The organism is Agromyces sp. NPDC057679 (genome assembly GCF_042799635.1).
Lineage (GTDB): Bacteria > Actinomycetota > Actinomycetes > Actinomycetales > Microbacteriaceae > Agromyces.
Genome location: NZ_JBHVIK010000002.1, coordinates 24795 through 49544 on the forward strand (window position 1 = coordinate 24795; position 24750 = coordinate 49544).

General features: G+C 71.4%; 24 protein-coding genes. 9 read left to right on the plus strand and 15 right to left on the minus strand.

Annotation, left to right across the window (positions count from 1 at the left end; genetic code table 11):
* Positions 1-105 precede the first annotated feature (105 nt).
* From ACFVAJ_RS07005 to ACFVAJ_RS07020, 4 genes are read right to left on the minus strand one after another with little or no spacing between them, the layout of a single operon-like run.
* A complete protein-coding gene (locus tag ACFVAJ_RS07005; RefSeq protein ID WP_376942538.1) occupies positions 106-924 on the minus strand; it encodes a carbohydrate ABC transporter permease in 819 nt (272 codons plus the stop codon).
* Complete coding sequence (locus ACFVAJ_RS07010; protein ID WP_376942540.1) at positions 921-1826, minus strand: carbohydrate ABC transporter permease; 906 nt, start codon at positions 1824-1826, stop codon at positions 921-923. The genes ACFVAJ_RS07005 and ACFVAJ_RS07010 overlap by 4 nt, the downstream gene beginning before the upstream one ends.
* On the minus strand, positions 1819-3177 hold the full coding sequence (locus ACFVAJ_RS07015) for an ABC transporter substrate-binding protein (protein WP_376942542.1): 1359 nt from the start codon (positions 3175-3177) through the stop codon (positions 1819-1821). Before ACFVAJ_RS07015 ends, ACFVAJ_RS07010 begins: the two co-directional genes overlap by 8 nt.
* Positions 3174-4265 (minus strand): carbohydrate kinase family protein, encoded by a 1092-nt coding sequence (locus ACFVAJ_RS07020; protein ID WP_376942544.1) that lies wholly within the window; start codon positions 4263-4265, stop codon positions 3174-3176. The genes ACFVAJ_RS07015 and ACFVAJ_RS07020 overlap by 4 nt, the downstream gene beginning before the upstream one ends.
* Positions 4266-4404: 139 nt before the next feature.
* Here ACFVAJ_RS07020 and ACFVAJ_RS07025 point away from each other — a divergent pair, with 139 nt between their 5' ends.
* Both ACFVAJ_RS07025 and ACFVAJ_RS07030 read left to right on the plus strand, forming a co-directional pair.
* On the plus strand, positions 4405-5154 hold the full coding sequence (locus ACFVAJ_RS07025) for a DeoR/GlpR family DNA-binding transcription regulator (protein WP_376942546.1): 750 nt from the start codon (positions 4405-4407) through the stop codon (positions 5152-5154).
* The gene (locus ACFVAJ_RS07030; protein ID WP_376942548.1) at positions 5151-6485 is read left to right on the plus strand and encodes a 6-phospho-beta-glucosidase; all 1335 of its coding nucleotides are present in this window, start codon (positions 5151-5153) and stop codon (positions 6483-6485) included. The genes ACFVAJ_RS07025 and ACFVAJ_RS07030 overlap by 4 nt, the downstream gene beginning before the upstream one ends.
* A gap of 36 nt (positions 6486-6521) precedes the next feature.
* Here ACFVAJ_RS07030 and ACFVAJ_RS07035 read toward each other — a convergent pair whose 3' ends face one another.
* The 3 genes from ACFVAJ_RS07035 to ACFVAJ_RS07045 all read right to left on the minus strand — a co-directional run bounded on the left by ACFVAJ_RS07035 (position 6522) and on the right by ACFVAJ_RS07045 (position 8717).
* Positions 6522-7133 carry a DUF1349 domain-containing protein gene (locus ACFVAJ_RS07035; RefSeq protein WP_376942550.1) on the minus strand — a complete coding sequence of 204 codons (612 nt, stop codon included), beginning with the start codon at positions 7131-7133 and terminating at the stop codon, positions 6522-6524.
* Positions 7134-7138: 5 nt separating this feature from the next.
* Positions 7139-7948, minus strand: coding sequence for a CPBP family intramembrane glutamic endopeptidase (locus ACFVAJ_RS07040; RefSeq protein ID WP_376942552.1), 810 nt, complete (start codon positions 7946-7948; stop codon positions 7139-7141).
* A gap of 100 nt (positions 7949-8048) precedes the next feature.
* Positions 8049-8717: a hypothetical protein gene (locus ACFVAJ_RS07045; protein WP_376942554.1), complete on the minus strand. Its 669-nt coding sequence runs from the start codon at positions 8715-8717 to the stop codon at positions 8049-8051.
* Between the two features lie 126 nt (positions 8718-8843).
* Between ACFVAJ_RS07045 and ACFVAJ_RS07050 the strand changes: the two genes are divergently transcribed.
* From ACFVAJ_RS07050 to ACFVAJ_RS07060, 3 genes are all read left to right on the plus strand, one after another.
* Positions 8844-9464: a GIY-YIG nuclease family protein gene (locus ACFVAJ_RS07050; protein WP_376942556.1), complete on the plus strand. Its 621-nt coding sequence runs from the start codon at positions 8844-8846 to the stop codon at positions 9462-9464.
* A 124-nt stretch (positions 9465-9588) separates the two neighbouring features.
* A complete protein-coding gene (locus ACFVAJ_RS07055) occupies positions 9589-10176 on the plus strand; it encodes a DedA family protein (protein WP_376944587.1) in 588 nt (195 codons plus the stop codon).
* Positions 10177-10266: 90 nt separating this feature from the next.
* Entirely contained in the window at positions 10267-10767 is a 501-nt protein-coding gene (locus ACFVAJ_RS07060) for a MarR family winged helix-turn-helix transcriptional regulator (RefSeq protein WP_376942558.1), read from the plus strand.
* 6 nt (positions 10768-10773) lie between these two features.
* Here ACFVAJ_RS07060 and ACFVAJ_RS07065 read toward each other — a convergent pair whose 3' ends face one another.
* Both ACFVAJ_RS07065 and ACFVAJ_RS07070 read right to left on the minus strand, forming a co-directional pair.
* On the minus strand, positions 10774-11694 hold the full coding sequence (locus ACFVAJ_RS07065; RefSeq protein WP_376942560.1) for an NAD(P)-dependent oxidoreductase: 921 nt from the start codon (positions 11692-11694) through the stop codon (positions 10774-10776).
* A gap of 46 nt (positions 11695-11740) precedes the next feature.
* Positions 11741-12571 (minus strand): DNA/RNA non-specific endonuclease, encoded by an 831-nt coding sequence (locus ACFVAJ_RS07070; protein ID WP_376942562.1) that lies wholly within the window; start codon positions 12569-12571, stop codon positions 11741-11743.
* A 68-nt stretch (positions 12572-12639) separates the two neighbouring features.
* Between ACFVAJ_RS07070 and ACFVAJ_RS07075 the strand changes: the two genes are divergently transcribed.
* From ACFVAJ_RS07075 to ACFVAJ_RS07085, 3 genes are all read left to right on the plus strand, one after another.
* Positions 12640-14418, plus strand: a complete 1779-nt coding sequence (locus ACFVAJ_RS07075) for a cation:proton antiporter (RefSeq protein ID WP_376942564.1) — start codon at positions 12640-12642, stop codon at positions 14416-14418.
* Between the two features lie 179 nt (positions 14419-14597).
* Positions 14598-14852: a hypothetical protein gene (locus tag ACFVAJ_RS07080; RefSeq protein WP_376942566.1), complete on the plus strand. Its 255-nt coding sequence runs from the start codon at positions 14598-14600 to the stop codon at positions 14850-14852.
* Positions 14853-15079: 227 nt separating this feature from the next.
* Positions 15080-16591 (plus strand): amino acid permease, encoded by a 1512-nt coding sequence (locus ACFVAJ_RS07085; RefSeq protein ID WP_376944588.1) that lies wholly within the window; start codon positions 15080-15082, stop codon positions 16589-16591.
* Positions 16592-16599: 8 nt separating this feature from the next.
* On the opposite strand, the gene ACFVAJ_RS07090 is transcribed toward ACFVAJ_RS07085, so the two are convergent.
* The 6 genes from ACFVAJ_RS07090 to ACFVAJ_RS07115 all read right to left on the minus strand — a co-directional run bounded on the left by ACFVAJ_RS07090 (position 16600) and on the right by ACFVAJ_RS07115 (position 23504).
* Positions 16600-16932, minus strand: a complete 333-nt coding sequence (locus ACFVAJ_RS07090) for a DMT family transporter (protein WP_376942568.1) — start codon at positions 16930-16932, stop codon at positions 16600-16602.
* A gap of 41 nt (positions 16933-16973) precedes the next feature.
* The gene (locus ACFVAJ_RS07095; RefSeq protein ID WP_376942570.1) at positions 16974-17549 is read right to left on the minus strand and encodes a TetR/AcrR family transcriptional regulator; all 576 of its coding nucleotides are present in this window, start codon (positions 17547-17549) and stop codon (positions 16974-16976) included.
* 14 nt (positions 17550-17563) lie between these two features.
* Positions 17564-19903 carry a YhgE/Pip family protein gene (locus tag ACFVAJ_RS07100; protein ID WP_376942572.1) on the minus strand — a complete coding sequence of 780 codons (2340 nt, stop codon included), beginning with the start codon at positions 19901-19903 and terminating at the stop codon, positions 17564-17566.
* Entirely contained in the window at positions 19903-20643 is a 741-nt protein-coding gene (locus ACFVAJ_RS07105) for an ATP-binding cassette domain-containing protein (RefSeq protein ID WP_376942574.1), read from the minus strand. Before ACFVAJ_RS07105 ends, ACFVAJ_RS07100 begins: the two co-directional genes overlap by 1 nt.
* A 132-nt stretch (positions 20644-20775) precedes the next feature.
* Positions 20776-22035 (minus strand): M20 family metallopeptidase, encoded by a 1260-nt coding sequence (locus tag ACFVAJ_RS07110; RefSeq protein ID WP_376942576.1) that lies wholly within the window; start codon positions 22033-22035, stop codon positions 20776-20778.
* A complete protein-coding gene (locus tag ACFVAJ_RS07115) occupies positions 22032-23504 on the minus strand; it encodes an MFS transporter (RefSeq protein ID WP_376942578.1) in 1473 nt (490 codons plus the stop codon). The genes ACFVAJ_RS07110 and ACFVAJ_RS07115 overlap by 4 nt, the downstream gene beginning before the upstream one ends.
* 110 nt (positions 23505-23614) lie before the next feature.
* Between ACFVAJ_RS07115 and ACFVAJ_RS07120 the strand changes: the two genes are divergently transcribed.
* The gene (locus tag ACFVAJ_RS07120; RefSeq protein WP_376942580.1) at positions 23615-24625 is read left to right on the plus strand and encodes an Lrp/AsnC family transcriptional regulator; all 1011 of its coding nucleotides are present in this window, start codon (positions 23615-23617) and stop codon (positions 24623-24625) included.
* The last annotated feature ends 125 nt before the right edge of the window (positions 24626-24750 follow it).

Below are 24750 nucleotides of genomic sequence, written 5' to 3' on the forward strand. Positions count from 1 at the left end.
CGCGCATTAATGCCTGCGCGCTTGTGCGCGCAGAGGGCGTGCTGAAGCGGGGCGCACGCCGCGCGACGCGCGCACCCCGTTTCACGCCCTTGGGGCGCGCGCGACTCACTCGCGCACGGCGCCCTCGATCATGCCCTTGATGAAGTGCCGCTGCAGGAAGACGTAGAGCAGCACGATCGGCAGCGCCACCATGACCGCACCGGCGGCGAGCAGCGCCGTGCCCTGCGTGTACTGCCCCTGGAAGAACGCGAGCCCGAGCGGCGCGGTGCGCACCGAGCCGTTGGGCGACATCACGAGCGGAATGAGGAACTCGTTCCACGTCCACATGAAGGTGAGGAGCACCAGCGTGAGGATCGCGGGGCGGCCGATCGGCACGAGCACCTGCCAGAGGATACGCATCGACCCGGCCCCGTCGAGGCGGGCGGCGTCGATGAGTGCACGGCTCGAGGTGCGGAAGTACGTGCGCATCCAGTACGTGCCGAAGGCGATCGACATCGCGATCTGCGGTGCGGCGACGCCCCAGACGGTGTTCGTGAGCCCGACCGTGCGCAGGTCGAAGTAGAGCGGCACGATGAACGCCTCGGTCGGCACCATGATGCCGAGCAGGAACACGTAGAACATGACCGTCGCGCCGCGGAACCTCATCGTGCCGAGCGCGTACCCGGCGAGGATCGAGGCGAGCACCGACACGACGACGACGATCAGCGCGACGACGAGCGAGGTCACCATGTACTGGCCGAAGCGGCCGATCTCCCACGCCTCGGGGAAGTTCTCGGGGTGGAACAAGCCGCCCTCGCGGGCCGCCGAGGCACTCTGCGGGCCGAATGCGAGCGACACGATGACCGCGATCGGGCCGAGCACGATGAGCGCGAACGCGACGAGCACGACGTAGTTCGCGCCCCGTTCGATCGGAGACACCTTCACTCGCGGTCTCCGATCATGTTCACGACGGCGTTGATGGCGAAGACGATGAGGGTGAGCACGACGCCGACGGCGGTCGCCACCCCGACCTCGCCGAGCTGGAACGCCCGGCGGTAGATCTCGAAGCTCGGCACCGTGGTCGAGGTGCCCGGGCCGCCGCTCGTCGTGACGTAGACGAGGTCGAAAGTCTTGAGCGCGGCGACGATGGTGAGCGTCAACGCGACGGTGATCTCGCCGCGCACCATCGGCAGCGTGATCGCGAAGAACTCGCGCACGGGGCCCGAGCCGTCGAGGCGCGCGGCCTCGTAGAGCTCTCGCGGCACTCGGCTCATGCCGGCCATGAGCAGCACGGTCACGAGCCCCGTGCACACCCACGTGCCGATGAGGCCGACCGCAGGAAGCGTGAACGTGTAGTCGCCGAGCCAGGGCCGCGCGAGCGCCCCGAGGCCGATCATGCGGAGGAACCCGTTGAGCGGCCCGTCGGGGGCGTAGATCTGGCGCCAGGTGACGGCGACGACGACCATCGCGATGACCTGCGGCAGGAAGATCACGCTGCGGAAGAACCCGAGCCCGCGGACCTGGGCACGGGTGAGCAGGCTCGCGAGCAGCAGGCCGATGCCGAGCGGCAGCACCGCGTAGAAGAAGACGAGCACGAGCGCATGCCAGAAGGCCTCGCGCAGCCGCGGGTCGTCGAGGATCTCGACGTAGTTGTCGAGGCCGACGAACGTCGAGGCTCCGAGCCCGTCCCACGCGAAGAGCGAGAACTGCGCGGCGCGGCCCAGCGGGAAGAGCAGGAACGCGCCGTAGAGCAGGATGGCGGGGGCGAGGTACGCCCAGGGAACCCACGCCGATCGGGCGGAACGCCGAGAGGCGCTCCGCCCGATCGTGGTCGTGCCGTCACTCATTGCTCGCGACGAACTCCGAGTAGTCGGCCTCGAGGGTCTCGGTGAACTGCTCGGGCGTCGCCTGACCGGCGAGCAGGTCCTGTAGCGCCTGCCCCATCGTGTCGCCGAAAGTCGGCGTCGCGTAGTCGAGGTAGGGCAGCAGGCTGCCGTTGCCGGTCACCTCGCCGAACACCGTGAACACGTCGGCCATCACGCCCTCGCTCGGAGCGAGCTCGGCCGTGCGGTTGACGGGCAGGTTGCCGGTCTCGGCGAGCACGTCCATCGCCTCGTCGCTCGTGATGAAGTCGATGTACGCGGCCGCGACATCGGTGTTGTCGGCCGCCGACGTGATCGTGAAGGGCAGGCCGGTTCCACCGGTGGTCGCGGGCGCTCCGTCCCCCGTGTTCGGGATGAAGAACCCGACGTCGTCGCCCATCGCGTCGGCGAGATCGGCCGCGAGCCACGACCCGCCGATGAGGAACACGCCGTCGCCGGCCGCGAGCGACTGCCAGGCCGCGTCGTAGTCGGTGCCATTGACGCCGTCGTTGAAGTAGCCGGCGTTCACCCAGTCCTGCAGGGTCGTCGCGGCCGCGACGTTCTCGGGCGTCGTCCAGCTCTGGCCGGCGTTGCCGAGGCCCAGGTCGGTGATGACGTCGGCGTCGACGTCGTCGCCCTGCACCGGGCCGAACACGTGCAGCGCGGGCCACTTCTCGATGTTGCCGAGCAGCATCGGGGTCTCCCCCGCGGCCTTGGCCGTCTTCAGCGCGGCGTCGAACTCGGTCCAGTCGGCAGGCACCTCGAGGCCGAGCTCCTCGAGCTTGGACTTGGAGTAGAAGACGCCGACGACCTCGCCGACCTGCGGGAGTCCGTAGAGGCTGCCGTCGCCGAACACCTTCGCGTCGTCGCTGTAGGTCGAGTACTGCAGCACCGACGGCGAGTAGCGGTCGAACCAGCCGTACGCCTCGGCGTAGTCGTCGAGCGGGCGCAACTGGTCGGCGGCGACGAACTGCCCCATCGTGTTGCGGCCGTTGTTCGCCTGCACGACGTCGGGCGCGTCCTCGTCGGTGAGGGCGAGCCGCAGGGTGGTCGCGAGGTCGTCGAAGGACTGCGAGTTCCGGTCGATCGTGACATTCGGATACTTCTCCATGAAGGCCTCGTTGAGCTGCTCCATCTGCTCGTTCTGGCCGCCGCGCACCTCCTGGTCCCACACGGTGAGCGTGACGTCGCCCACGCCCGAGATGTCGGTGCTGATGTCGCCCGTGTCGGCGGTGCTGCCGGTGTCGGCACCGGTGCCGGGGGCGCAGCTCGTGAGCGCGACGACGAGAGCGGCGCCGCTCAGCGCCACCGCGGTCAGTCGGGTCTTCCGTCTCATGATGTACCTCTCTTCTCGGGATTCGATCGCCGGGCCGCTGTGGAGCCGTAGTCGGCGAAGGGGAAGGCGAGCTCCGCTCTGCGGCGCCCGGATGCCTCGGGGACGGCGTCGTCCAGGAAGGCGAATCGCGACGCGAGTTCGCGATCGTCCCCGCTCCGCACGCGAGCCCACCAGTCGGCGACGTCGCCCCAGCCCGGTGCACCGACGGCACCGCCCGCGTGCTCGACGGCGAGCGCCGCGCAGAGCGCTGCGAACGACAGGCGCTCGACGAGCGGCTGATCGTGGAGGGTTCCGACCAGGAGGGCCGCGCCGAACACGTCCCCGGCACCGGTGGCGTCCCGACCGACCGCGGGTACTGCAGGAAGCACGACCTCCTCGCCGCGGATCGAGTCGATCGCCACGGCGCCGGCCTCCCCTCGCGTGACGACCACGAGCGGAACGAGGTCGGCGAGCGCCCGGGCCGCCGCGAGGGCCGAGTCGGTGCGCGTGTAGGCCATCGCCTCGACCTCGTTAGGGGTGAAGGCGTAGCAGTCCGAGAGCGGGCGGAGGTCGGAAGGATCCCACCGCTCGCTCGGGTCCCAGCCGAGGTCCGCGAAGATCTTGGTGCCGCCACGGGCGGCGGTGCGCCACCAGTCGTCGGCATCGCGGCCGCGCGATGCGCCGAGGTCGACGAACGTCGCCCGCGCGGCCGCACCTCCGACGAGTTCGGCGGCGGTGTACGGCGCCGGGGCCTCACGGGTGACCATGCTGCGGTCACTTCCGGACGCGATCGAGACGGTGACGGGGGTGGGCCATCCGGGCACGAGGCGGGAACGGACGAGGTCGATGCCCTCGCGGTCGGCGAGGAACTCCCAGCACCATCGGCCGTAGACGTCGTCGCCGAGCGCCGCGGCGAGCGAGGTCCTGAGGCCGAGGCGGGCGGTCGCGACGGCGAGGTTCGCGACGCCGCCGGGGCTGGAGGCGAGCCCCTCGGCATACACCTCGATACCCGGTCGTGGAGCCATACCCACGCCGGTGAACACCAGGTCGAAGAAGACGGGCCCGGTGAGGAGCACGTCGACGGTGCCGTCGGCTTCCCGTGCTGCCACGCATCCTCCTCGATTGCGATTCACGTGCGCGATCGTCAGATCGGCTTTGACTGAACATACTCTCGAATGGACGGTTGTGCGTCAATTCATGCTCGAAATCATCGATTCATGCTCGAAGTTGACTGCTAGCATCGGGCTCATGCTCACAGCAACGCGACAGGCGCACATCCTGAACTCCCTGCGCACCGACGGCGAAGTCACCGTCGAAGAGCTCGCCGAGCAGTTCGGCGTCTCGCTCTCGACGATCCGTCGCGACCTCAACGCGCTGAGCGCGGAGGGGCTGCTGCGGCGGGTCCGCGGCGGAGGCAGCATCGAGCCCGACCAGATCCCGTTCACCGACGTCGAGCGCCAGCACGCACCCGAGAAGTCGAGGGTCGCCGAGCGCGCCGCCGAGCTCGTGTCCGAGGGCGACGTCGTCATCATCGACATCGGGACGACGACAGCCCTGCTCGCCGCTCAGCTCCGCGGTCGACGCATCACGGTCATCACCGCGAGCCTCGCGGTCATCGACGAACTGCGCGACGACGACGTCGTCGAACTCATCGTGCTCGGTGGCGCGGTGCGCAAGAACTACAACTCGATGATCGGCACGCTCACTGAACAGGCGCTCGCCCAGATCCGCGCGACGACGTGCTTCCTCGGCACGAGCGGCATCCGCGCCGACGGAACCATCAGCGACACGACCGGCATGGAGGTTCCCGTGAAGCGGGCCATGATCGAGTCCTCCCAGCGCACGGTCGTGCTGGCCGACGCCTCGAAGTTCCCCGGCGTCGGGGTGCTGAGCGTGTGCGGCCCCGAGCAGATCTCGACGGTCATCACGAACGACGATGCGGATGCCGCGACCCTCGACTTGCTCCGCGAGCAGGGAGTCGAGGTGATGACGGCGTGAAGCTCACCATCATCGGCGGCGGCGGCTTCCGCGTGCCCCAGGTCTTCGAGGCGGTCGCCGCCGACGACGCGCCCGTGCGCATCGACGAGCTCGCACTGTACGACGTGAGCGCGACAAGACTCGAGACGATCGGGGCGATCCTGGCCCGGCTCGCACGGGAGCGCCGCCACGTGCCGACCATCACGACGACGACCGACCTCGAGGAGGCACTGCGCGGCGCCGACTTCATCTTCAGCGCCGTACGTATCGGTGGCACCCGCGGCCGCATCCTGGATGAGCGCACCGCGCTCGATCTGGGCGTCCTCGGGCAGGAGACGGTCGGCCCCGGCGGCCTCGCCTATGCCCTGCGCACCGTGCCGTTCATGACCCATCTCGCCGAGACGATCCGCAGGGTCGCCCCCGAAGCCTGGGTCATCAACTTCACGAATCCGGCGGGCATCGTCACCGAGGCGATGCAGCGCGTGCTCGGCGACCGGGTCGTCGGCATCTGCGACACCCCAATCGGGCTCATGCGCCGTGCGGCCGCGGCGACCGGCAGCTCGGCCGACCGCATCACATTCGACTACGTCGGCCTCAACCATCTCGGCTGGCTGCGTTCGATCAGCGCGGAAGGCGAAGATCTCCTCCCGGGCCTGCTCGAGTCCGACTCCAAGCTCGCCACCATCGAAGAGGCCCGGCTGATGGGCTTCGATTGGGTCCGGGCCATCGGGGCTCTGCCCAATGAGTACCTGTACTACTACTACTTCACGCGCGAGGCGACGGCCAGCATCCGAGGGGCCGCGTCGACGCGCGGCGAGTTCCTCGACCGGCAGCAGTCCGCGTTCTACGGCGCACCCGGTGACGACCCCCTCGCGACGTGGCTGCGTGCCCGCCACGAGCGCGAGGCGAGCTACATGGCGGAGAGCCGTGGTGCGGAAGAGGAGCGGCGCGAGTCCGACGTCGACGGCGGCGGCTACCACCAGGTCGCGCTCGACCTGATGGCGGCGCTCGCGAGCGGACGCTCGGCGACGATGATCCTGAACGTCCGCAACAACGCCCTCGTGCCCCAGCTGCCCGATGACGCGGTCGTCGAGGTGGGGTGCGTCGTCGATGCGGAGGGAGTGCACCCGTGGCCGGTCGCTCCCGTCGACGGCGAGATGCTCGGGCTGATGACGCAGGTGAAGTCGGCCGAACGACTCGTCATCGGTGCGGTGAACGAACGTTCGCGCGAGCTCGCGTGGCGCGGATTCGCGGCGCATCCCTTGGTCGACTCCGTCGGCGTCGCCCGCTCCCTTCTCGACACCTACACGGAGAGGATTCCCGAGATCGGGTCGCTGTTCGATTCCGCCTGAGCCGTCGTCCGGCCCGGTGGGGTGCTCCCCGGCACCTCAGCCGAGAGGCGGGTCCTCGTGCAGGTCGACGTCGCCGTCGGTGAGCGCCCATCGGGTGAATCGCACCGCGAGGTCGGCTCGCAACGGCGCGCAGATCATCGGCCCGGCCTGCGCCGCTCCGGCGGTGAACGGGGCCACACGAAGCGTGCGCCACCCGCTCGTCGCAGTGCGGGCCCGCACGGTGATCGCGTCGCCGGCCACGCCGCCCCGGCTCGCGCGGACGGTGACGATCTCGCCGGCCCATTCGGGCACCGGCGCCATCGACCAGTCGCTGACGCCGTTCGTGACGACCGCGCCGAGGTGCAGCACCCCGTCGGAGACCTCGAGTCCGGCCTTCACCCACCGCTCCTCGCCCGCGAAGAGGAGGATGCCGGCCTGGTCGTAGAGCCCGGTGAGGGTCGAGCTGTCGAAGCTCACCTCGACGGCGCTGCCGGCCGGCCAGTCGGCGAGCAGCCCGTGCCCGTCGTCGTGCACGAAGCCGTAGTGGGAGGTGCGCCAGTAGTCGCTGCCCTCGACGGCGGTGACGACGAGGGCGTCGCCGTCGGACCGCACCGATTCGGGCTCGCGTGTCCATCGGCCGTCGTTCCACTCCATCGCGCGCGCAGACATGCGGATCACGTTAGCGCGGATGCCCCGGCGAGCCCGGCCACCGCCACCGTGAGGAGCACCCAGTCGTTGAGGATGTGCGCCCCGGCCGCGACCCACAGGTTCTTCGTGCGGATGAACGCCAGCGTGAAGGCGATGCGCGCCGAGCCGATGACGAGGAAGGCCTGGGCGACGTTCCAGTCGTAGGTCGGCAGGTGGGCCGCCCCGAACCACAGCGCGGAGGCGACCCACGCCAGCAGCACCGCCGCCTTGCGCGAGAGACGGGCCTTCGCGAAGAGCAGGTGCAGCACCGCGAGGAAGGGCAGCAGGGTGAACACCTCCTCGCCGACGAGCTGGATGCCGCTGCCGACGTAGAGGGCGACGACATCGAGGCTCCCGGCCTCGCCGGCGGCCGCGATGGTCGTGTTCGGGTGCACCGGGAAGAGCATCGAGACGATCGCGCCGACCGTGAACGTGATGACGATGTTCAGCAGGGCGAAGTAGGCCATCGCGAGCAGATCGCGCCGGCCCACTCGCCGGAACAGCGCCGTCCAGTGGCGGCCGCCGACGAGTGCGAGCGCGGCGAGCGGAATCGCCACGAAGAGCGTGCGCGGCACGATCGCGACGAGGTTGCCGGGCTGGGGGAAGAAGGTCAGCACGAGGTATCCGGCGATGCACGCGGCCCAGACGACCACCCAGCGCCAGACCGCGAGCTCGATCGGCACGCCGTCGTAGAAGGGGAAATCGGCGCCGTCGGGCCGCTCGATCACGCGCCCGAAGCGGTCGCGGTCGGTGAGCGGGCGGATGCGCCCCGGCTCGCTGAACCCCACGCTCGTCATACGGCCCCCCGGTCGTCGATGAAGCCATCATGGCAGCCCCGAGCGCGTCGGGAGGCGAGCGGTTTCGCGGTGCAGGATGCCTCGCCACCCGCCATGCGGCTCAGCCCACGAACCCCCGGAACGGGTCGTTCTCCTCAGCGCGCCGCTCACGCTCCCGCTCGGCCGCGCGCAGCTCGTCGTCGAGGTCGAGCAGCAGGCCGGCCAGCCGTGTCTCGCGCTCGGCCTCGTACTCCTCGTCGACCTCGATCTCGGGCCAGCCGCCGCCCCACTCGCGGGCGAGGCGGGCGTCGATCGCCCCTGCGACGTCGTCCCACGCCTCCGAGCGGGCCCGCTCGGCCAGGGCGGCGAGGTACTCGGGGTCGCTGCGCCGGGTCCACAGCTCCTTCGCCACCGCGGCGTAGACCTGCTCGCGCCGACGGAGGTTCGCGGCATCCGCCCGCCGGTAGTCGTGCTCGTTCGATGCGCGACCCTCGCGGCGTGCGGCGGCCGCGCGGTCTTCGGCGGTGCGCTCGGCGACCTCGTCGGCCTCCTGCACGAGCTCGTAGAGCACCTCGCGCGCGGCGGCGGCGGCGCGCTCGTTGTCGAACGGTTCGTCGCCGCGCAGTGCGTGCATGACGAACCGGTTGCGGAGGGCCATGCGGCCGGCGGCCTCGGCGACGAGCAGGCCTTCGGCGAGCATCTCGTCGAAGGTCGGCGGGGTGACTTCGGGCAGGGCGCTGCGGTCGAACGGCTTGAACCGCTTCGCCCGCTTCCTGCGCCAGAACGGCATGGCCACACCCCGTGAACGTCGATGTCCGACGCCGATCGACGTCGGAGAACGAGCCTATCGCGGGCGGCCGACGCGACGCCCGGGCCGACCGTCGCAGGTGTCGCCGGTCGGGCGTAGCCTGCCGGAATGGCGGGCACGACGGATGGCGGACGAAGCAGCGGGGCGGACGCCGGGGTGGGCGACGGGCGCTGCGGGCTCGTCGACGACGACGGCCGCGCCTGCCCGAATCCGGCGCAGCCTGGCGCGCCCATGCGGCTCTGCGCCGGGCACCTGCTCGTCGCCCACGACTGGGTCGAACGCGAGGTCGGCGCGACCGACCTGCTGCCCGGCCCCTGCCAGGCGTGCGGTTCGCGGGTCGGCGTGCGCTACCCGAGCGGCTGGATCTGCGCCGCGTGCGAGTGGCGCTACGGCGAGCTGCCCGACCGCACGCTCGACGACGATCCCGTCGAGGTCGTCTACTACCTGCGCTACCGCGACCAGGTGAAGATCGGCACCTCGGCGAACCCACGGCGCCGCGTCGCGAGCCTGCCGCACGAGGAGGTGCTCGCGTTCGAACAGGGTGGGCGTCTGCTCGAACGCGCCCGGCACGAGCAGTTCGCCGCCTTCCGCGGCGCGGGCACCGAGTGGTTCGAAGTGCACGAGGCGCTGCTCGAGCACATCGCGGAGCTCTCGGCCGGGGTCGACGACCCGTGGGCGCAGTACGCGCGCTGGGTGAGTCGCCGACTGGCTCGCCCGTCATCGGAGTGAACGGCGGCGCCCCGCCCCCGGCACGGCGTCCGCACGGAGTTCCCAGCCGCGCTCTCGTAGCGTCGAATGCGTGCAAGCCGAGACCGAGAACCTGAATGCCGTCGCGCAGTGGGCGGTCTCGCTCATGGAATGGCTCGGCGCCCCCGGGGCCGGTCTCGCGATCGCGGCCGAGAACCTGTTCCCGCCGCTGCCGAGCGAGCTCATCCTGCCGATGGCCGGGTTCACGGCGAGCCGCGGCAGTTTCGGCCTGGTCGAGGTGCTGCTCTGGACGACGCTCGGCTCGGTGGTCGGCGCGCTCGCGCTCTACGGGCTCGGCGCCTGGCTCGGGCGCGACCGACTGCTGCGCATCGTCGACCGCATGCCGCTCGTGAAGGTGTCGGACGTCGACCGGGCCGAGGCCTGGTTCGAGCGGCACGGCAGCAAGGCCGTGTTCTTCGGACGCATGATCCCGCTCTTCCGCAGTCTCATCTCCATCCCCGCGGGCATCGAGCGGATGCCGCTGCTGCGCTTCACCCTCCTCACGACCGCGGGCAGCGCGATCTGGAACACGATCTTCGTCCTCGCCGGGTTCCTGCTCGGCGAGAACTGGCACGTGGTCGAGCAGTACGCCGACGCGTTCCAGCTGCTCGTGATCGTCGTGGCGGTGGCGGCCGTCGGCACGTTCCTCGTCGTTCGCCTGCGGCAGGCGGCTCGCCGCCGCCTGGCGTCCTGACCGGGGGTCGGTCGAATCCTCGACGCCCGGCCTGCTGCGTGGCATAATCGTTAGGGCACTAACGATAGCCGACACGCCGACTGGAGCCCCATGACCGCGCACGCAGCTCCCGCAGCACCCGCGGGCCCCGAGGCATCCGCCCCGCCCGTCGACGACGGCGCCGTCGACCTGCTCGCCCTCGAGAACCAGGTCTGCTTCGCACTGGCGGTCGCCGCTCGCGGCGTGATCGGCATCTACCGGCCGATCCTCGAGCCCCTCGGGCTCACCCACCCGCAGTACCTCGTCATGCTCGCGCTCTGGCAGCGCAGCCCGCGCACCGTGCGCGACCTCGGCGAGGCGCTGCAGCTCGAGCCGGCGACCCTCTCGCCGCTGCTCAAGCGCCTCGAGGCGCAGGGCTACCTCACGCGCGAGCGCAACGCGCGCGACGAGCGCGCCCTCGACGTCGCCCTCACCGAGACGGGCCGGGCGCTCCGCGAACAGGCGCTGTCGATCCCGCCGCAGGTCGTCGATCGCCTCGGCATGGACCTCGCCGAGCTCGGCGCCCTGCGCGACCGGCTCACCGAGGTGATCGCGGCCGTGCAGCACGGCTGAGCGCGCTCACCCCGAGGTCGCGTCGAACCCGGGAACGCCCCCGTCGGCCGTGGCGAACTTCGCGATGAGGCTGCAGTCCTTTCCGCCGTAGCCCTCGTCGATGAGCCGGTCGAACTGCTCGAGCGCGATACGAGCCGCCGGCATCGGAAGCTCGGCGGCGGTGCCCGCGTCGACGGCGAACGCGAGGTCTTTCTGGGCGAGCGTCGTCGCGAACGTCGCGTCGAAGTTGCGGTCGGCCGGGCTCGTCGCGACGACCCCCGGCGCGGGGTACCAGGTGCGCAGCGGCCACGACTCCCCCGACGAGACGGAGGCCACCTCGAAGAACTTCTTCGGGTCGAGCCCGAGCGACCCGGCGAGCGCGGCCCCCTCTGAGACGCCGAGCAGCGACACGAACAGCATGAGGTTGTTGGCGAGCTTCGCGGCGATGCCGAGCGTGGGTCCGCCGAGGTCGAACACGTGCCCCGCCATCGGCTCGACGAGCGCCTGGGCGCGCGCCACCTCGTCGGCGCCGCCGCCGAGCATGAACGTGAGCGTGCCCGCCTCGGCGCCGGCGATGCCCCCGGAGACCGGCGAGTCGACGAAGCCGAAGCCGCGTGCGGCCGAGGCCTCGTGGCAGAACGCCGAGGTCGTGACATCCACCGTCGAGGTGTCGAGCAGCAGCGCGCTCGTCGGGGCCGTCGCCCAGACGCCGCCGTCGCCGCCGTAGACCTCGCGCACGTGCTCGCTGCGCGGCAGGCTCGTGAAGACGGCGTCGGCGCCGTCGACCGCCTCGGCGATCGATCCGGCCACGCGGATGCCGCGCGCCGCCGCCGCAGCGCGCGCCTCGGGCACGGGGTCGACCCCGTGCACCTCATGGCCCGCGGCCACGAGCCGCGCCGCCATCGGGGCGCCCATGTGCCCCAGTCCGATCCACGCGATGCTCGCCATCGTCATCGCCCTCCCGACCTCGTCGACGTGAAGTGCTGTCCGCCCCTCACGATACGCCGGACGCGCGGGTCGGCAGCAGCACCCCGGTGGTCGCGTCGAGCCGCCGCCAGCCGGCCGCCGCGACCGTCGGCGGCAGGATGTCGGCGGCCACGAGCTCGGGCATGTCGAGCCCCGCGAGCTCGGCGACGGCCGAGACCGGCACCTGGAAGGTGCGGAACGGACCGAGCGGCGGCACGGCACCGGGTTCGGGCGGGCGCACCTCGCTCGTGTCGACGAGCGGAGACTGGTCGAGCACGAACGCAGTCGCGGCGAGCGCGGCGCCCGCGTTCCACGCCACCACCTTCCAGAACTGCAGCGGCACCCGGATGCCGCGGTACCCGGGGTCGTCGGCGCCGAGCACGGGGGCGGTGAAGACGCTGAGCCGCTGCGCCGTCGCCTCGGCGTACGCGAGCACGTGGTCTTCGAGGCCGAGCCAGAGCTCCTTCGACTGGTTGAACCCGGCGGCCTGCGGGGCGGCATTCGTGTAGTGGAAGGTGTCGGCGTTCGCCCGTGCGGCGACGGCCGGCTCGCCCCAGACCGGATCGCGACGGCGCACGAGATGGCCCCGGTCGAGGTCGTTGGCCGCGTAGACCGCAGGGCCGGCCTGCCAGTCGGCCGGCACCCGGTCGTCGAGCCGCCACTCGTCGCCGCCGCGGGCGAGATCGAGCAGGGCGGCGCCGTCGACGTTGACGCCGGTGACCCGGGCGAATCGCCGCACCGGGTCGAGCACGACCGAGAAGTGCACATACGCGAGATCGACGCATTCGGATGCCTCGGGGCCCGGCGTCGGCCGCGGCATCGGTGCCGTCACTCCCAGGAACTGCGCGTCGAAACCCATGGGCCCAGCCCACCACACACCGCCGACGCCGATGCCGCCGCCGACGCGGAGGGGGCCAGAATAGGCGAATGGACCTGCTGCTGGCCGGCGTGCTCGCACTGCTCGCCATCGCCGCCGCGACCGCGATCGGGCCGAAGCTCGGCGTCGCGGCGCCGCTGCTGCTCGTCCTCGTGGGCCTCGGGGTGAGCTTCCTGCCCTCGGTGCCTCCGATCGAGGTCGACCCCGAGTGGATCATCGCGGGCGTGCTGCCACCGCTGCTCTACTCCGCCGCGGTCTCGATGCCGGCCATGGAGTTCCGCCGGGACTTCAGCACGATCGGGGGCCTCTCGGTCGTGCTGGTCGTGCTCAGCTCGGTGCTGCTCGGGTTCCTGTTCACCTGGCTCATCCCGGGCGTCGACCTCGCGATCGGCATCGCCCTCGGCGCCATCGTGAGCCCGACCGACGCGGTCGCCACGTCGATCGTGAAGCGCCTGGGCGTCTCGCCCCGCGTCGTCGCGATGCTCGAGGGCGAGAGCCTGCTCAACGACGCGACCGCCCTGGTGCTCCTCCGATCCGCGATCGCCGCGGTCGCGGCATCCGTCTCGATCTGGGGGATCGCCGGCACCTTCGTCTACTCGGTCGTCGTCGCCGCGCTGATCGGCTTCGCCGTGGGCTGGGTCAACCTCCGGGTGCGTGCCCGCGTCTCGAACCCGACGGTGAACACCGTGATCTCCTTCACGATGCCGTTCCTCGCGTCGATCCCGGCCGAGCACCTCGGCGCCTCCGGACTCGTCGCCGCGGTCGTCGCCGGCCTCGTCACGGGGCGCGGAGCGGCGAAGTACCTGAGTCCGCAGCATCGCCTCTCCGACGTGCAGAACTGGCGCACGGTCGAACTCGTGCTCGAGGGCACGGTGTTCCTCGTGATGGGGCTCGAGGTGACGGCACTCATCGACGACGTCGAGTCGGCGCACGCGGGCGCCTGGAACGCGGCCGGCATCGCGGCGATCGCGCTCGTCGCCGCGATCCTGATCCGAGCCGCGTACGTCGCCCCGCTGATCGGGGCGCTCGGGCGGCGGGCGCAGCGCGGCGCCCGGGTGAAGGAGCGGCTGCAGTCCCTCCCCACCGACACGGCCATGCTCGCGCTGCGCGAGGGCCGCGAGCCCGACCACGCCAGGACGGCGCGCTTCCGTTCGATGCTGCGGCGACGGGTCGCCGACATCGACTACTTCGTCGACGAGTCGCTCGACTGGCGCGACGGCACGATCATCGTGTGGGCGGGCATGCGCGGCGTCGTGACCCTGGTCGCGGCGCAGACCCTGCCGGCCGACACCCCGAACCGCTCGCTGCTCGTGTTCATCGCCTTCCTCGTCGCGGTCGCGTCGCTGCTCGTGCAGGGCGGCACGCTGCCGTGGCTCGTGCGCGCGATCGTGCCCGCCCGCGACCCGGGCGCCGGCGCCGCCGAGCGGCGCGAGCTCCGCGAGCTGCTGCGCACCGCGGCGATGGACGAGCTGGCCGGCTCCGACGACCCCGAGCTGCGCACGATCGCGGAGCGCATGCGCGCGGCCTGGCAGGTCTCCAACGACGAGGGCGCCGGCGAGACGGATGCCACGGACGAGCAGGATGCCGCGGCTGCCGGTGTCGGCGAGGCACCCGGCGCCGGCGAGACACCCCAGCCCGTGGCATCCCCTCGCCGTGTCGACCCCGAGCAGGTGCGCCGGCTGCGGCTGCGCATGATCGAGGCCGAGCGCGCCGCCCTGCTCGACGCCCGCGACGAGGGCCGCTTCAGCGCCGCCGCGCTGAGCGCCGCCCTCGAGGACCTCGACGCCGAGCAGATCAGCGTCGAGCTCAAGGGGATCGACGGCACCTGAACCGCGCGGCGATCACCGCACTTCTCAGGACGAGCGCGGCATCGCGCCCTGCACGAGCGCCATCGCCCGCCTCGTCCTGAAAAGTGCGGAGCGAGCGGGACCGACCCGCGTCATGATCGGCGCCTGCGCGCATCTCTCAGGTAGAGCCATCAGTTCTGCCGTCAGGAAGGGGAAGCGCCATGGCCCACCACTTGGAGTTCGTGTACGGACCGCTCGGCGAGGAGACCCGCCTGGCCTGCGCCTGCCCACGCGAGGGAAGCCACCTGCGGCCGAACTCCGAGACCCGCGTCGCCGACGAGTTCGACGAGGCGCTCATCTCGGCCGCGCTCCCCCTGCGGCGGGCCGAGCGGCTGCGCCCGCGCCGCTCGGCGCAGCATCGCGCCCGGTTCACCTTCGTGCCGGCCGCCGGGTCCCGGGTGCGGCGCGCGGCCTGACGCGCGGCCGCGGAGCACCCCGCGGCATCCGCGCGAAACCCTCGCGCACGAAACCCTCGCGCGCGTATCGTGTGACCAAGCCGGAGGTCGCGCACGTGACGTTCCCGTCACCGTGACCACCCTGGTGGAGGGGGAGCACGATGACGACGCAGCACACGCCCGACCACATCCCGGAGCACGACCCGGCCGACGACTTCGAGAACTATCGGGAGCGCGTCGGCGACGAGATGCTCGCCGTGCAGGACTTCTCGAACGAGGAGCACGGCTACCACAAGACGCTGAAGCCGCGGCAGATCCAGATGATCGCCATCGGCGGCGCGATCGGCACCGGCCTGTTCATGGGTGCGGGCGGGCGCCTGAACAGTTCAGGACCGTCGCTGCTCATCGTCTACGCGGTCTGCGGCTTCTTCGCGTTCCTCATCCTGCGGGCGCTCGGCGAGCTCGTGCTGCACCGGCCGAGCTCGGGCTCGTTCGTCTCGTACGCACGCGAGTTCTACGGCGAGAAGATGGCGTACACCGCGGGTTGGCTGTACTTCCTGAACTGGGCGTTCACCTCCATCGTGGATGTCACGGCGGCGGCCCTGTACGTGAAGTTCTGGGCCCAGTACTGGCCGCCTCTGCAGGAGATCCCGCAGTGGGTGATCGCGCTCGTCGCGCTCATCGTGGTGCTGTCGCTGAACCTCGTCTCGGTGAAGATGTTCGGCGAGATGGAGTTCTGGTTCGCGCTCATCAAGGTCGCGGCGCTCGTCGCCTTCCTCATCATCGGCGTCGTGTTCATCGTCTTCGGAGGGCAGACCGACGTCGGCCCGACCGGGTTCTCGGTCATCGCCGACAACGGCGGCTGGTTCCCCATGGGGGCGGTCGCGCCCATCCTCGCGATCTCGGGCGTCGTGTTCGCGTACGCGGCGATCGAGCTCGTCGGCACCGCGGCCGGCGAGACGGCCGAACCGCGCAAGGTCATGCCGAAGGCGGTCAACACGGTCGTGTTCCGCATCGCGGTGTTCTACCTCGGCTCGATCCTGCTGCTGTCGCTGCTGCTGCCGTACACGGTGTACGAAGCGGGTGAGTCGCCGTTCGTGACGTTCTTCTCGCACCTCGGCTCCGAGGAGGCGGCCGCGGTCTCGGCCTCGGTGATGAACTTCGTGGTGCTGACGGCCGCGCTCTCGTCGCTGAACGCCGGCCTCTACTCGACCGGCCGCATCCTGCGCTCGATGGCGGTCAACGGCTCGGCCCCCCGATTCACCGAGCGGATGAGCGGCAGCGGCGTGCCGTACGGCGGCATCCTGCTCACCGCGGTCATCACGCTGCTCGGCGTCGGGCTCAACGCGATCGTGCCGTCGCAGGCGTTCGAGATCGTGCTCGAGGTCGCCGCGATCGGCATCATCGGCGGCTGGGCGACGATCATCCTCTGCCAGATGCAGCTCGCGAGGTGGGCGAAGCAGGGGCGGATCGAGCGCCCGGCGTTCCGCCTGTGGGGGGCGCCCTACACGGGATACCTCACACTCGCCTTCCTCGCGTTCGTCATCGTCACCATGGCGTTCTCGGAGACGGGACGCTGGGTGCTGCTCTGCAGCCTGGGGCTGATCCCGCTGCTCATCATCGGGTGGTTCGCCTTCCGCGGCCGCATCGCCGCCGCGGCGAAGGAGCGCGAGGGCCACACGGGGGCGTTCCCGGTGGTCGCCGAGCGACCGGCGGTCGACAACCCGCCGCGCTTCGGTCGCCGGAAGGACGAGGAGTAGGGCTCGCCTCAGCCGTGCGCGGCCGGTGCCGCGAAGAGGTTCAGCACGAGCACCCCGGCGACGATCAGGCCGATGCCGAAGAGCTTGGGCACGGTGAGGCTCTCGCCGAGGAACAGCACCCCGATCGCGACGATGGCCGCCGTGCCGACGCCCGACCAGATGGCGTAGACCATGCCGATCTCGAGCTCGCGCACCGCCTGGGCGAGCATCGCGAACGAGACGCCGTAGAGGCCGAGCACGCCGATCGTCCACCACAGCTTCGTGAAGCCCTCGGTCTTGCCGATGAAACTGGTCGCCGCGACTTCGAAGGCGATCGCGAACGCGAGGTAGAGCCAGGCCATGGAGGAGATTCTGGCAGGTCGCGAGGGGCGGGCCGCGCCCGCTACTCGAGCGCCTTGGCGGGCGCCGACGTGTTCAGCGTCGCGAGGATGCCGGCGGCGACCTCGTCGCGCGAACGCTCGGGTTCGAAGACGAGCCACTCGAGCCCGGCCAGGAGCACTGCCCCGAACACGCTCGAGGCCATGATGCCCGCGCGTCCCGCCGGGACATCCGTCTCGTCGATCGCCTCCTCGAACACGGCGAGCGCCTTGTGCCGCAGCGCGAACAGCGTCTCCTGCCAGGCCCGGTCGGTGCGGAAGATCTCGGACGCCATGAGCTTGGCGAGCGGCGCGTTCGCGGCGATCCGGTCGAGCAGCTGACGCACGAGCGCCTCGATCGCCGGCCAGCCGCGCAGCTCGCCCTTGGCCGCGCGGAGGGAGTCGGCGAGCGAGCCGACCCCCTCCTGCAGCATGGCCTCGAACAGCTGGTCCTTCGAGCTGAAGTTGTAGTACAGGCTGCCCTTCGCGACCCCGGCGAGCTCGGCGACCTCGTCCATCGTCGTGCCGGTGATGCCCTTCGTCGCCGCCAGCTCGAGCGCGGCGTCGAGGATGGCGCGCTTGGTGGTGTTCGCGCGGGCCATGGTCGCTCCTCCGGTCAGATCGCGAGCTCGGGGTGCAGGCGGCTGACGCTCCACATCCGCTGCTTGCCGGCGCTCCACGCGCTGATCGCGAGCGAGCCGACGAGGATGCCCGCCATCACGAGCACCGAGAGCCACAGTCTAGAGTCCACGCCGCCGGTGATGAGCTCGCGCAGGCCGGTCACGACGTAGGTGGCGGGCATGAACGGGTGCAGCACCTGGAAGAACTCGGGCGTCGTCTCGACGGGGTAGGTGCCGCCCGAGGAGCTCAGCTGCAGCATGAGCAGCACGAGGCTGACGACGCGGCCGGCGGCCGTGCCGAGCACGATGATGAACATCTGCTGGAGGGCGAGGAACGCGAGCGTCACGAGGTAGATGAAGGCGCTCGTCGCGAGCCAGTACTCGGGCTCGAGGCCGATGCCGTAGACCAGCACGAGCACCATGATCACGACCTGGCCGAGGCCGATCGCCATCGCGGGGAGGAATCCGGTCATCACGGCGCGGAGGCCGCTCGCCGAGGCGGCGAGCGCGCGCGTCGGCAGTGCACGCAGGATGAGCCACATGATCAGGCCGCCGACGAAGGTGGCGAGCGCGATGAAGAAGGGAGCGAACCCTTCGCCGAAGCTCGACGCCTCGTTCTGGGAGCTCTCGTCGAGCTGCACGGGCGCGGCCATCACGTCGGCCCGCGACTCGATGTCGGCGTCGGTCATGACGGGTGCCTGGTCGGCGCCCTCACCGAGCTTGTCGGCGAGGGTGCGGCTTCCGTCGGCGAGCTTCCCGGCGCCGGAGGCGAGGGTCGAGCCGCCGTCGGCGAGCTGCTGCGCGCCGTCGGCGAGATCGTCCGTGCCGGCGCTCAGCTGCGCGGCGCCGTCGGCGAGGGTGTGCGCACCCGAGGCGGCATCGCCCGACTTGCCGGCGAGCGTCGACGCGCCGTTCGCGAGGGTCGCGGCACCGGATGCCGCGTCGCCCGACTTGCCCGCGAGGGTCGATGCTCCGCTCGCGAGCTGGTGCGCACCGGATGCCGCTGCACCCGACTTCCGGGCGAGGGTCGATGCCCCGTCGCGCACCTGCGCTGCGCCGGTGGCGAGCTCGGCCGCCTTCGGGGCGCCGGCGTTCAGGCCGGCCGAGAGCTGGTCGACCTTGCCGGCGAACGCCGTCGAACTCGCGGCGTAGCCCTGCACCTGCGGCACGGCCGCCTGCGCGCCGGCGTCGAGGGTCGCGGCGCCGTCGGTCGCCTGCTGGAGCGCGTCGAGGTAGACGGAGGCGGGCACGTCGGGGTTCGCCTGCATCGCGGCGAGGAGCTGGGCGAGCGAGTCGGAGAGCTGTGCGCTGCCGCCGGCGAGCTTCGCGGTCTGCGCCGAGATCTCGCCCGCGCCGTCGGCGAGCTGGTGCGAGCCGGTCGCGAGCTGGCCCGCGCCGGCGGCCGCCTGGGTGAGCTGCGTCGAGAGCGCGCCCGCGCCGTCGGCGACCTTGGTCGCGCCCGTCGAAAGCGTGCCCGCTCCCGCCGCCAGCTGGTCGAGGCCGCCAGCGAGGGTCGAGGTGCCGCTCGAGAGCGAGCCGGCACCGTCGGCGAGCTGACCGAGGCCGCCCGCGAGCGTACCGGTGCCGCTCGAGAGCGAACCGGCACCGTCGGCGAGCTGGTCGAGACCGTCGGCGAGGGTGCCCGAGCCGTCGGCGAGCCGGATCGCGCCGGCATCGAGCGCCCCGGCGCCGTTCGTGAGGTCGCCGAGGCCGACGACGAGACGGCCTGCCCCGGCGTTCGCGGTCGCGACGCCGTCGGCGAGGGTCTCCGCACCATCCGCTGCCGAGCGGATGCCGTCACCGGCGTCGTTGAGACCGACGAGCATGGCGTCGGCGGTCTGCCGGCCGACCTGCTCGGCGACCGTGTCGCGCAGCTGGACCATGGCCTGCTTGCCCATGGTCGAGGCGAGGAAGCTGTTGGAGTCGTTGTAGTCGACCTCGACCATCGCAGGCTGCGGGTCGTCGGTGCCGACCGAGACGGCGTTCTTCGAGAAGTCGCTCGGGATCGTGACGGCGAAGTAGTAGTCGCCGTCGGTGACGCCGGCAGTTGCGTCCGCGGCGTCCGTCACCTGCCAGTCGAGGTCGTTGCGACCCGTGAGCTCGTCGACGAGGTCGTCACCGGCGGTGATGTCCTTGCCGCCCGAACTGGCCCCCGTGTCCTCGTTGACGATGGCGACGGGAAGGTTCTTCATCTCTTCGTTGGGCGCCCAGAACGCCCAGAGGTAGAGCGCGCCGTAGATGAGCGGGATGAACAGCAGCACGACGAGCGCGATCTTGGGCAGCACGCCCTTGCGGAAGCGGCGCAGCTCGGTGCCGGAGGAGAGGAAGGCGAACATCAGGCGTGCTCCAGGATGAGGTCGGTGAGGTCGGAGGCGTCGTCGCGCGGCGCGATGGATGCCTCGCCCGGCGCCGCGGCGAGGTCGACGACGTGGGGGGTGAGGCCGAGCTCTGCCCAGAGCTCGAGCTCGGGTGCGGCCGCCGAGGCGATGACGGCGGTGCCCGCCCGGGTGATCGCGTCGAGGCGGTGCCAGAGGATCAGACGCGCCTCGGGGGCCTGGAGCTGCTCGATCTGGTCGAAGAAGAGCACGTCGGGTTCGCTCATCATCGCCAGGGCGATGCGGAGCAGCACGGTCTGCACCTCGTCGAGGTCCCAGATGAGGGTGTCGACACCGGGCAGCGGCACCTCCCCGAAGACGGGGGCGAGCACGCGGCGGAGCTCGGCCTCGTCGGTGCGGCGGATGAACGCCCACCACGGCGAGAGCCATGCGGCGCGCTCGCGGATCGCAGCGCCGACGGTGACCGACTCCTCGAGGGCGTCGATGCCCTGGAATCCGGCGATGGCCGTCGCGACCTGGACCGGTCGCGCCCGGCGCGGCAGTTCGTGGCCGAGGGTCTCGAGGTGGCCGCTCGAGGGCTTCATGCGCCCGGCGAGCGTGAGCAGGAGGCTCGTGCGACCGCTGCCGGCGGGGCCGGTGAGCACGGTCAGGCCGGAGTCGGCGAGGAACGAGACGGGGCCGTAGACGGGGCCGCGCTTGGAGTGGAGGGCGAGTTCATGCGCCCGCACGATGATCGGCACGATGCATCCTTCGTTTTTGTACTGACTAGTCAGTGTAAGCACATCGACGACGCAACGCAAGCACCGCCCGCACCGACGGATCGTCGATGCGGGCGGTGACGCCACTCTCGCGCAGTCTGCGAGGGCGCAGGCTCAGCCGAGCCCGGAGGCCTCGGATTCGAGGTACGGACGGCGAGCCCGCTGCTCCCGCAGCAACCGCTCGCGCACGACGTCGTCGGCGACCGCGGCGGCGGCGGCGAGCGCGAGCGCGAGCGCTCCGTCGACCGCCGCCCGGTCGCCGGCCGGAGACAGCGCGGCGGCCGCGAAGCTCTGGTGGTGCGGCACCGCCTCGACTCCCTCGAGCACGATCATCGGGTGGATCGACGGCAGGTACTGCGAGACGTTCCCCATGTCGGTCGAACCTCCAGCGGACCCGTCGGGGGCGGGCGCCAGCTCGTATCCGAGTTCCTCCGTCATCGCGGCGTCGAACAGCCGGGCCAAGTCGGCATCGTTGCGAAGCGGGGCGTACGGCAGCTCGGGCTGGGTGATCTCGAGCTCGCAGCCGGTGGCGATCGCCGCTCCCTCGAGCACCGCGCGCACCCGCCGGCGCGCGTCGTTCCATTCCTCGTCGGTGTTCCCACGGATCTCGACCTCGATCACTCCCCGCTCGGGGATGACGTTCGTGGCGCCGCCTGCCTCGACGACGAACGACCCGACGACGACGCTCTTGCGGAGCTGCTGCCGGAGGAGTCCGAACCCGACCTGGGCGAGCGTCACCGCATCCCCGGCGTTGACGCCCTCGTGCGGCATCGCCGCGGCGTGCGCGGCGCGCCCCCTGAACTCGCCGATGATCCGCTCGTACGCCTGGCTGGCGAAGCCGGCGGTCGCGATCTGCGCGAACGGCCCGCCGTGCACCATGAGCGAGAAGGTGGCGTCATCCCAGGCGCCGCGCTGGAGCATGAGGATCTTGCCGCCGCCGAGCTCCTCGGCAGGGGTGCCGAGGAACTTCACGCGGAATCCGAGCTCATCGGCGACGACCGAGAGGCCGAGCGCCGCCCCCACCCCGGCGGCCGCGATGACGTTGTGGCCGCAGGCATGGCCGACGCCGGGAAGCGCGTCGTACTCGCCGACGACCGCCACCGTCACCTCGCCCTCGCCGTAGACCGCCTCCACGGCGGTCTCGAGGCCGTACGCCCCGGTGGAGACCGAGAATCCGGCGCCGTCGAGCAGCTCGGCGACGCGCGCAGCGGCGCGGTGCTCCTCGAAGGCGAGTTCAGGGTCCTCGCCGATCGCGTGGCTGAGCCCGACGATGCGCTCGCGCTCGCCCTCGATCGCGCCGCGGATGCGTTCGGTGATGTCGCCGGCGCCCGTGCGCGGGGCCTCGGCGGCGGGTCGTTCGTTCGTCAGGGTCATGATGCGGCTCCGATCTGGATGGAATCGTCGATGGCGGCGGACACGGTGCCGCCGCGCGGGGGCGTGAGGAAGAGGGCGAGGATCGCCGCGACGACCAGCAGCGCCGCGAAGACGCCCCACACCACCTGGAACGCCCCGAACGGCGTCGCGGCGGTCGCGTCGGCGGCGCCGCCGGCGAGCGCGAAGGCGGTCATGACGGATGCCACGAAGGCGCCCGCGAGCGACCCGCCGAGCGTGCGGCCGGAGTTGTAGAGGCCCGACACCGAGGCGGAGGCGCTCTCGGGGGCGCGCTCGATGACGACCCCGGGCAGCACCGCGAGCACGACGCCCGTGCCGAGCGAGGTCACGGCGAACACGGCGATCACGAGCACCAGCTGCGAGGGCGCGGTCATGAGGACGAGCTGGCCCGCGGCGATGACGAGGCAGGCGATCGCGACGGCCAGGCGCACCCCGGTGATTCGCGTCACGAGCGGCGCGACGAACGAACCGACCGTCGCGAACAGCGTGGTGACGGCCAGCACGATGCCGGTCATGGAGGTCGAGACGCCGACCCCGTAGCCTGCGGTAGCCGGGTCGGCGCCGAGGTAGAGCACGGTCGGCGTCTGCGAGCCGAAGAGGGTCATGGCGATGAAGACGCCGAGCAGCAGCGGCACGCCGAGCCGGGCCCGGCGAATCATCTTCACGTCGAAGAGCGGCGTCGTCGCGCGCGACTCCGCGATGACGAAGCCGACGAGCGCGACGGCGCCGAGCGCGAGCGAGCCGAGCGTGATCGGCGAGAGCCATCCCGCGTTCGACCCCTCGGAGAGGCCGTACATGAGTCCGACGAGGGCCAGCCCGAGCGTCGCGGCTCCGGCCCAGTCGACGACGCGCCCGGAGTCGCCGGCCACGCGCGGCACGGCGAGGCCGACGAGGATCGCGAGCACGATGAGCGGCGCCGCACCGATGAGCTGGGTCACGACGAGGTTGCCGACCGCGTCCATCACGAGCCCCGCACCGAGCGAGCCGAGCGCGACGCCGAAGGTGAGGGTGCCAACGAGGACGCCGATGATCTTCGTCGCCGACTTCGGTCGGAGGTGCTTCAGCAGGGACATCTCGATCGGCAGCATGGCCGCGACCGGCCCCTGCACGATCGAGCCGATGATGATGACGGCGAAGCTCGGCGCGATGGCGATGAGCGTCGACCCGATCGCGCTGAGTGCGACGGCGATCACGAGGAGCCTGCGCCCGCCGAAGCGGTCGGCGAGCATCGTCATGAGCGGCACCGAGACGGCGGACGACAGCAGTCCCACGGTGAGGATCCAGCTGAGCGCGCCGCCAGGGACCTGGTACTGCGTGCCGATGACGCCGAGCAACGGCGTGATCCAGCCCTGGATCAGCCCACCGAAGAGCTCGAGGGCGATGAAGGTCGGCACCAGGGCGGCGCCCGCAGCGGTGCGGGTCCGGCCGGGTGCGGGGTCGGGAAGTTCCATGAGGGTCCTGTTCGACGAGTGGGGAGGCACATCGATGTGCGGCGTCCACTCTCATCGATTCGCGCTGAATGCGTAGGATTCGAAAGAAATTCGTTGGAGGGGGCAGCCTGATGCAGGAAATCTCGCTTGATGACCTCGATCTTCAGCTGATTCACGCGCTGCAGCTCGAACCGCGTGTGGCGTGGACCGCGCTGGCAGGCGTGCTCGACAGCGATCCGGTGACGCTGTCCCGCCGATGGGAGCGCATCAGCTCCCTCGGTCTCGCGTGGACCTCGACCATTCCCGGCGCCGTGAGCCGCTCGGCCGAGAGCGCGGGCGCCCTCGTCGAGTTCGTCTGCGAGCCCGGGCGCGTGCTCGCCACCGCCGACGTCGCCGCCGCGGACCCGGCGATCTACTCGATCGACCTCACCGCCGGCCAGCGCGACGTGCTCGCGACGCTCGTCACGGCCGACGACGGCGAACTCGCGGAGTACGCACTCGAACGGCTCGGCGCGATCCCGGGCGTCCGCAGCGTCCGCACCCATATCGTCCACGAAGTGCTCCGTCTGGGCTCGGACTGGTCGGTCCAGTCGCTCACCCCCGCCCAGCAGGCGCGGATCCCGATGCCGAGGCCGCCGCGACGCGGGGCGGCGAAGCGCGTCGCCCCCGAACTCGCCCGCGCGCTCCGGCGCCGACTCGGATTCGACGCGCGCGCCTCGTACACCGACCTGGGTCGGGATCTGGGCTACAGCCCCCAGCGCGTGGCCGACGCCGTCGCACGGCTGCGCGACGACGGCGACCTCGTCTTCCGCACCGACGTCGCCGCACCGTACTCGAACTGGCCGCTGGCCGCCTGGTTCTTCATCCAGGCCCCGGCGTCGACGCTGGACGCCGCCCGGGAGTCGCTCGCGACGATGGCCTCGCTCCAGTACGCGGCGATCACCTCGGGGCCCGCGAACCTGATCGTCGCGGCAGGTGCCCGCGCGAAGCCCGAAGTGCTCAAGATCGAGGCGGAGCTCGAGCAGCGCCTGCCGCGCTCGCGCATCGCCGACCGCTCGATGGTGCTGCGGGTGCACAAGCACCTGGGTCGACTGCTCGATGCGCGCGGGCTCGCCGGAGACCGCGTGGTCCCGCTCCCCTGATGCGCGGGGAACAGCATTCTTGCATCACGCGTGTCTGAATGCAGATATCCTGCGTCCTTGGGCGAACTTGTGCCGATAGTTTGCGTTCCGAGCGTTCGATGTTCACACTTGTGTCGCCACCAACC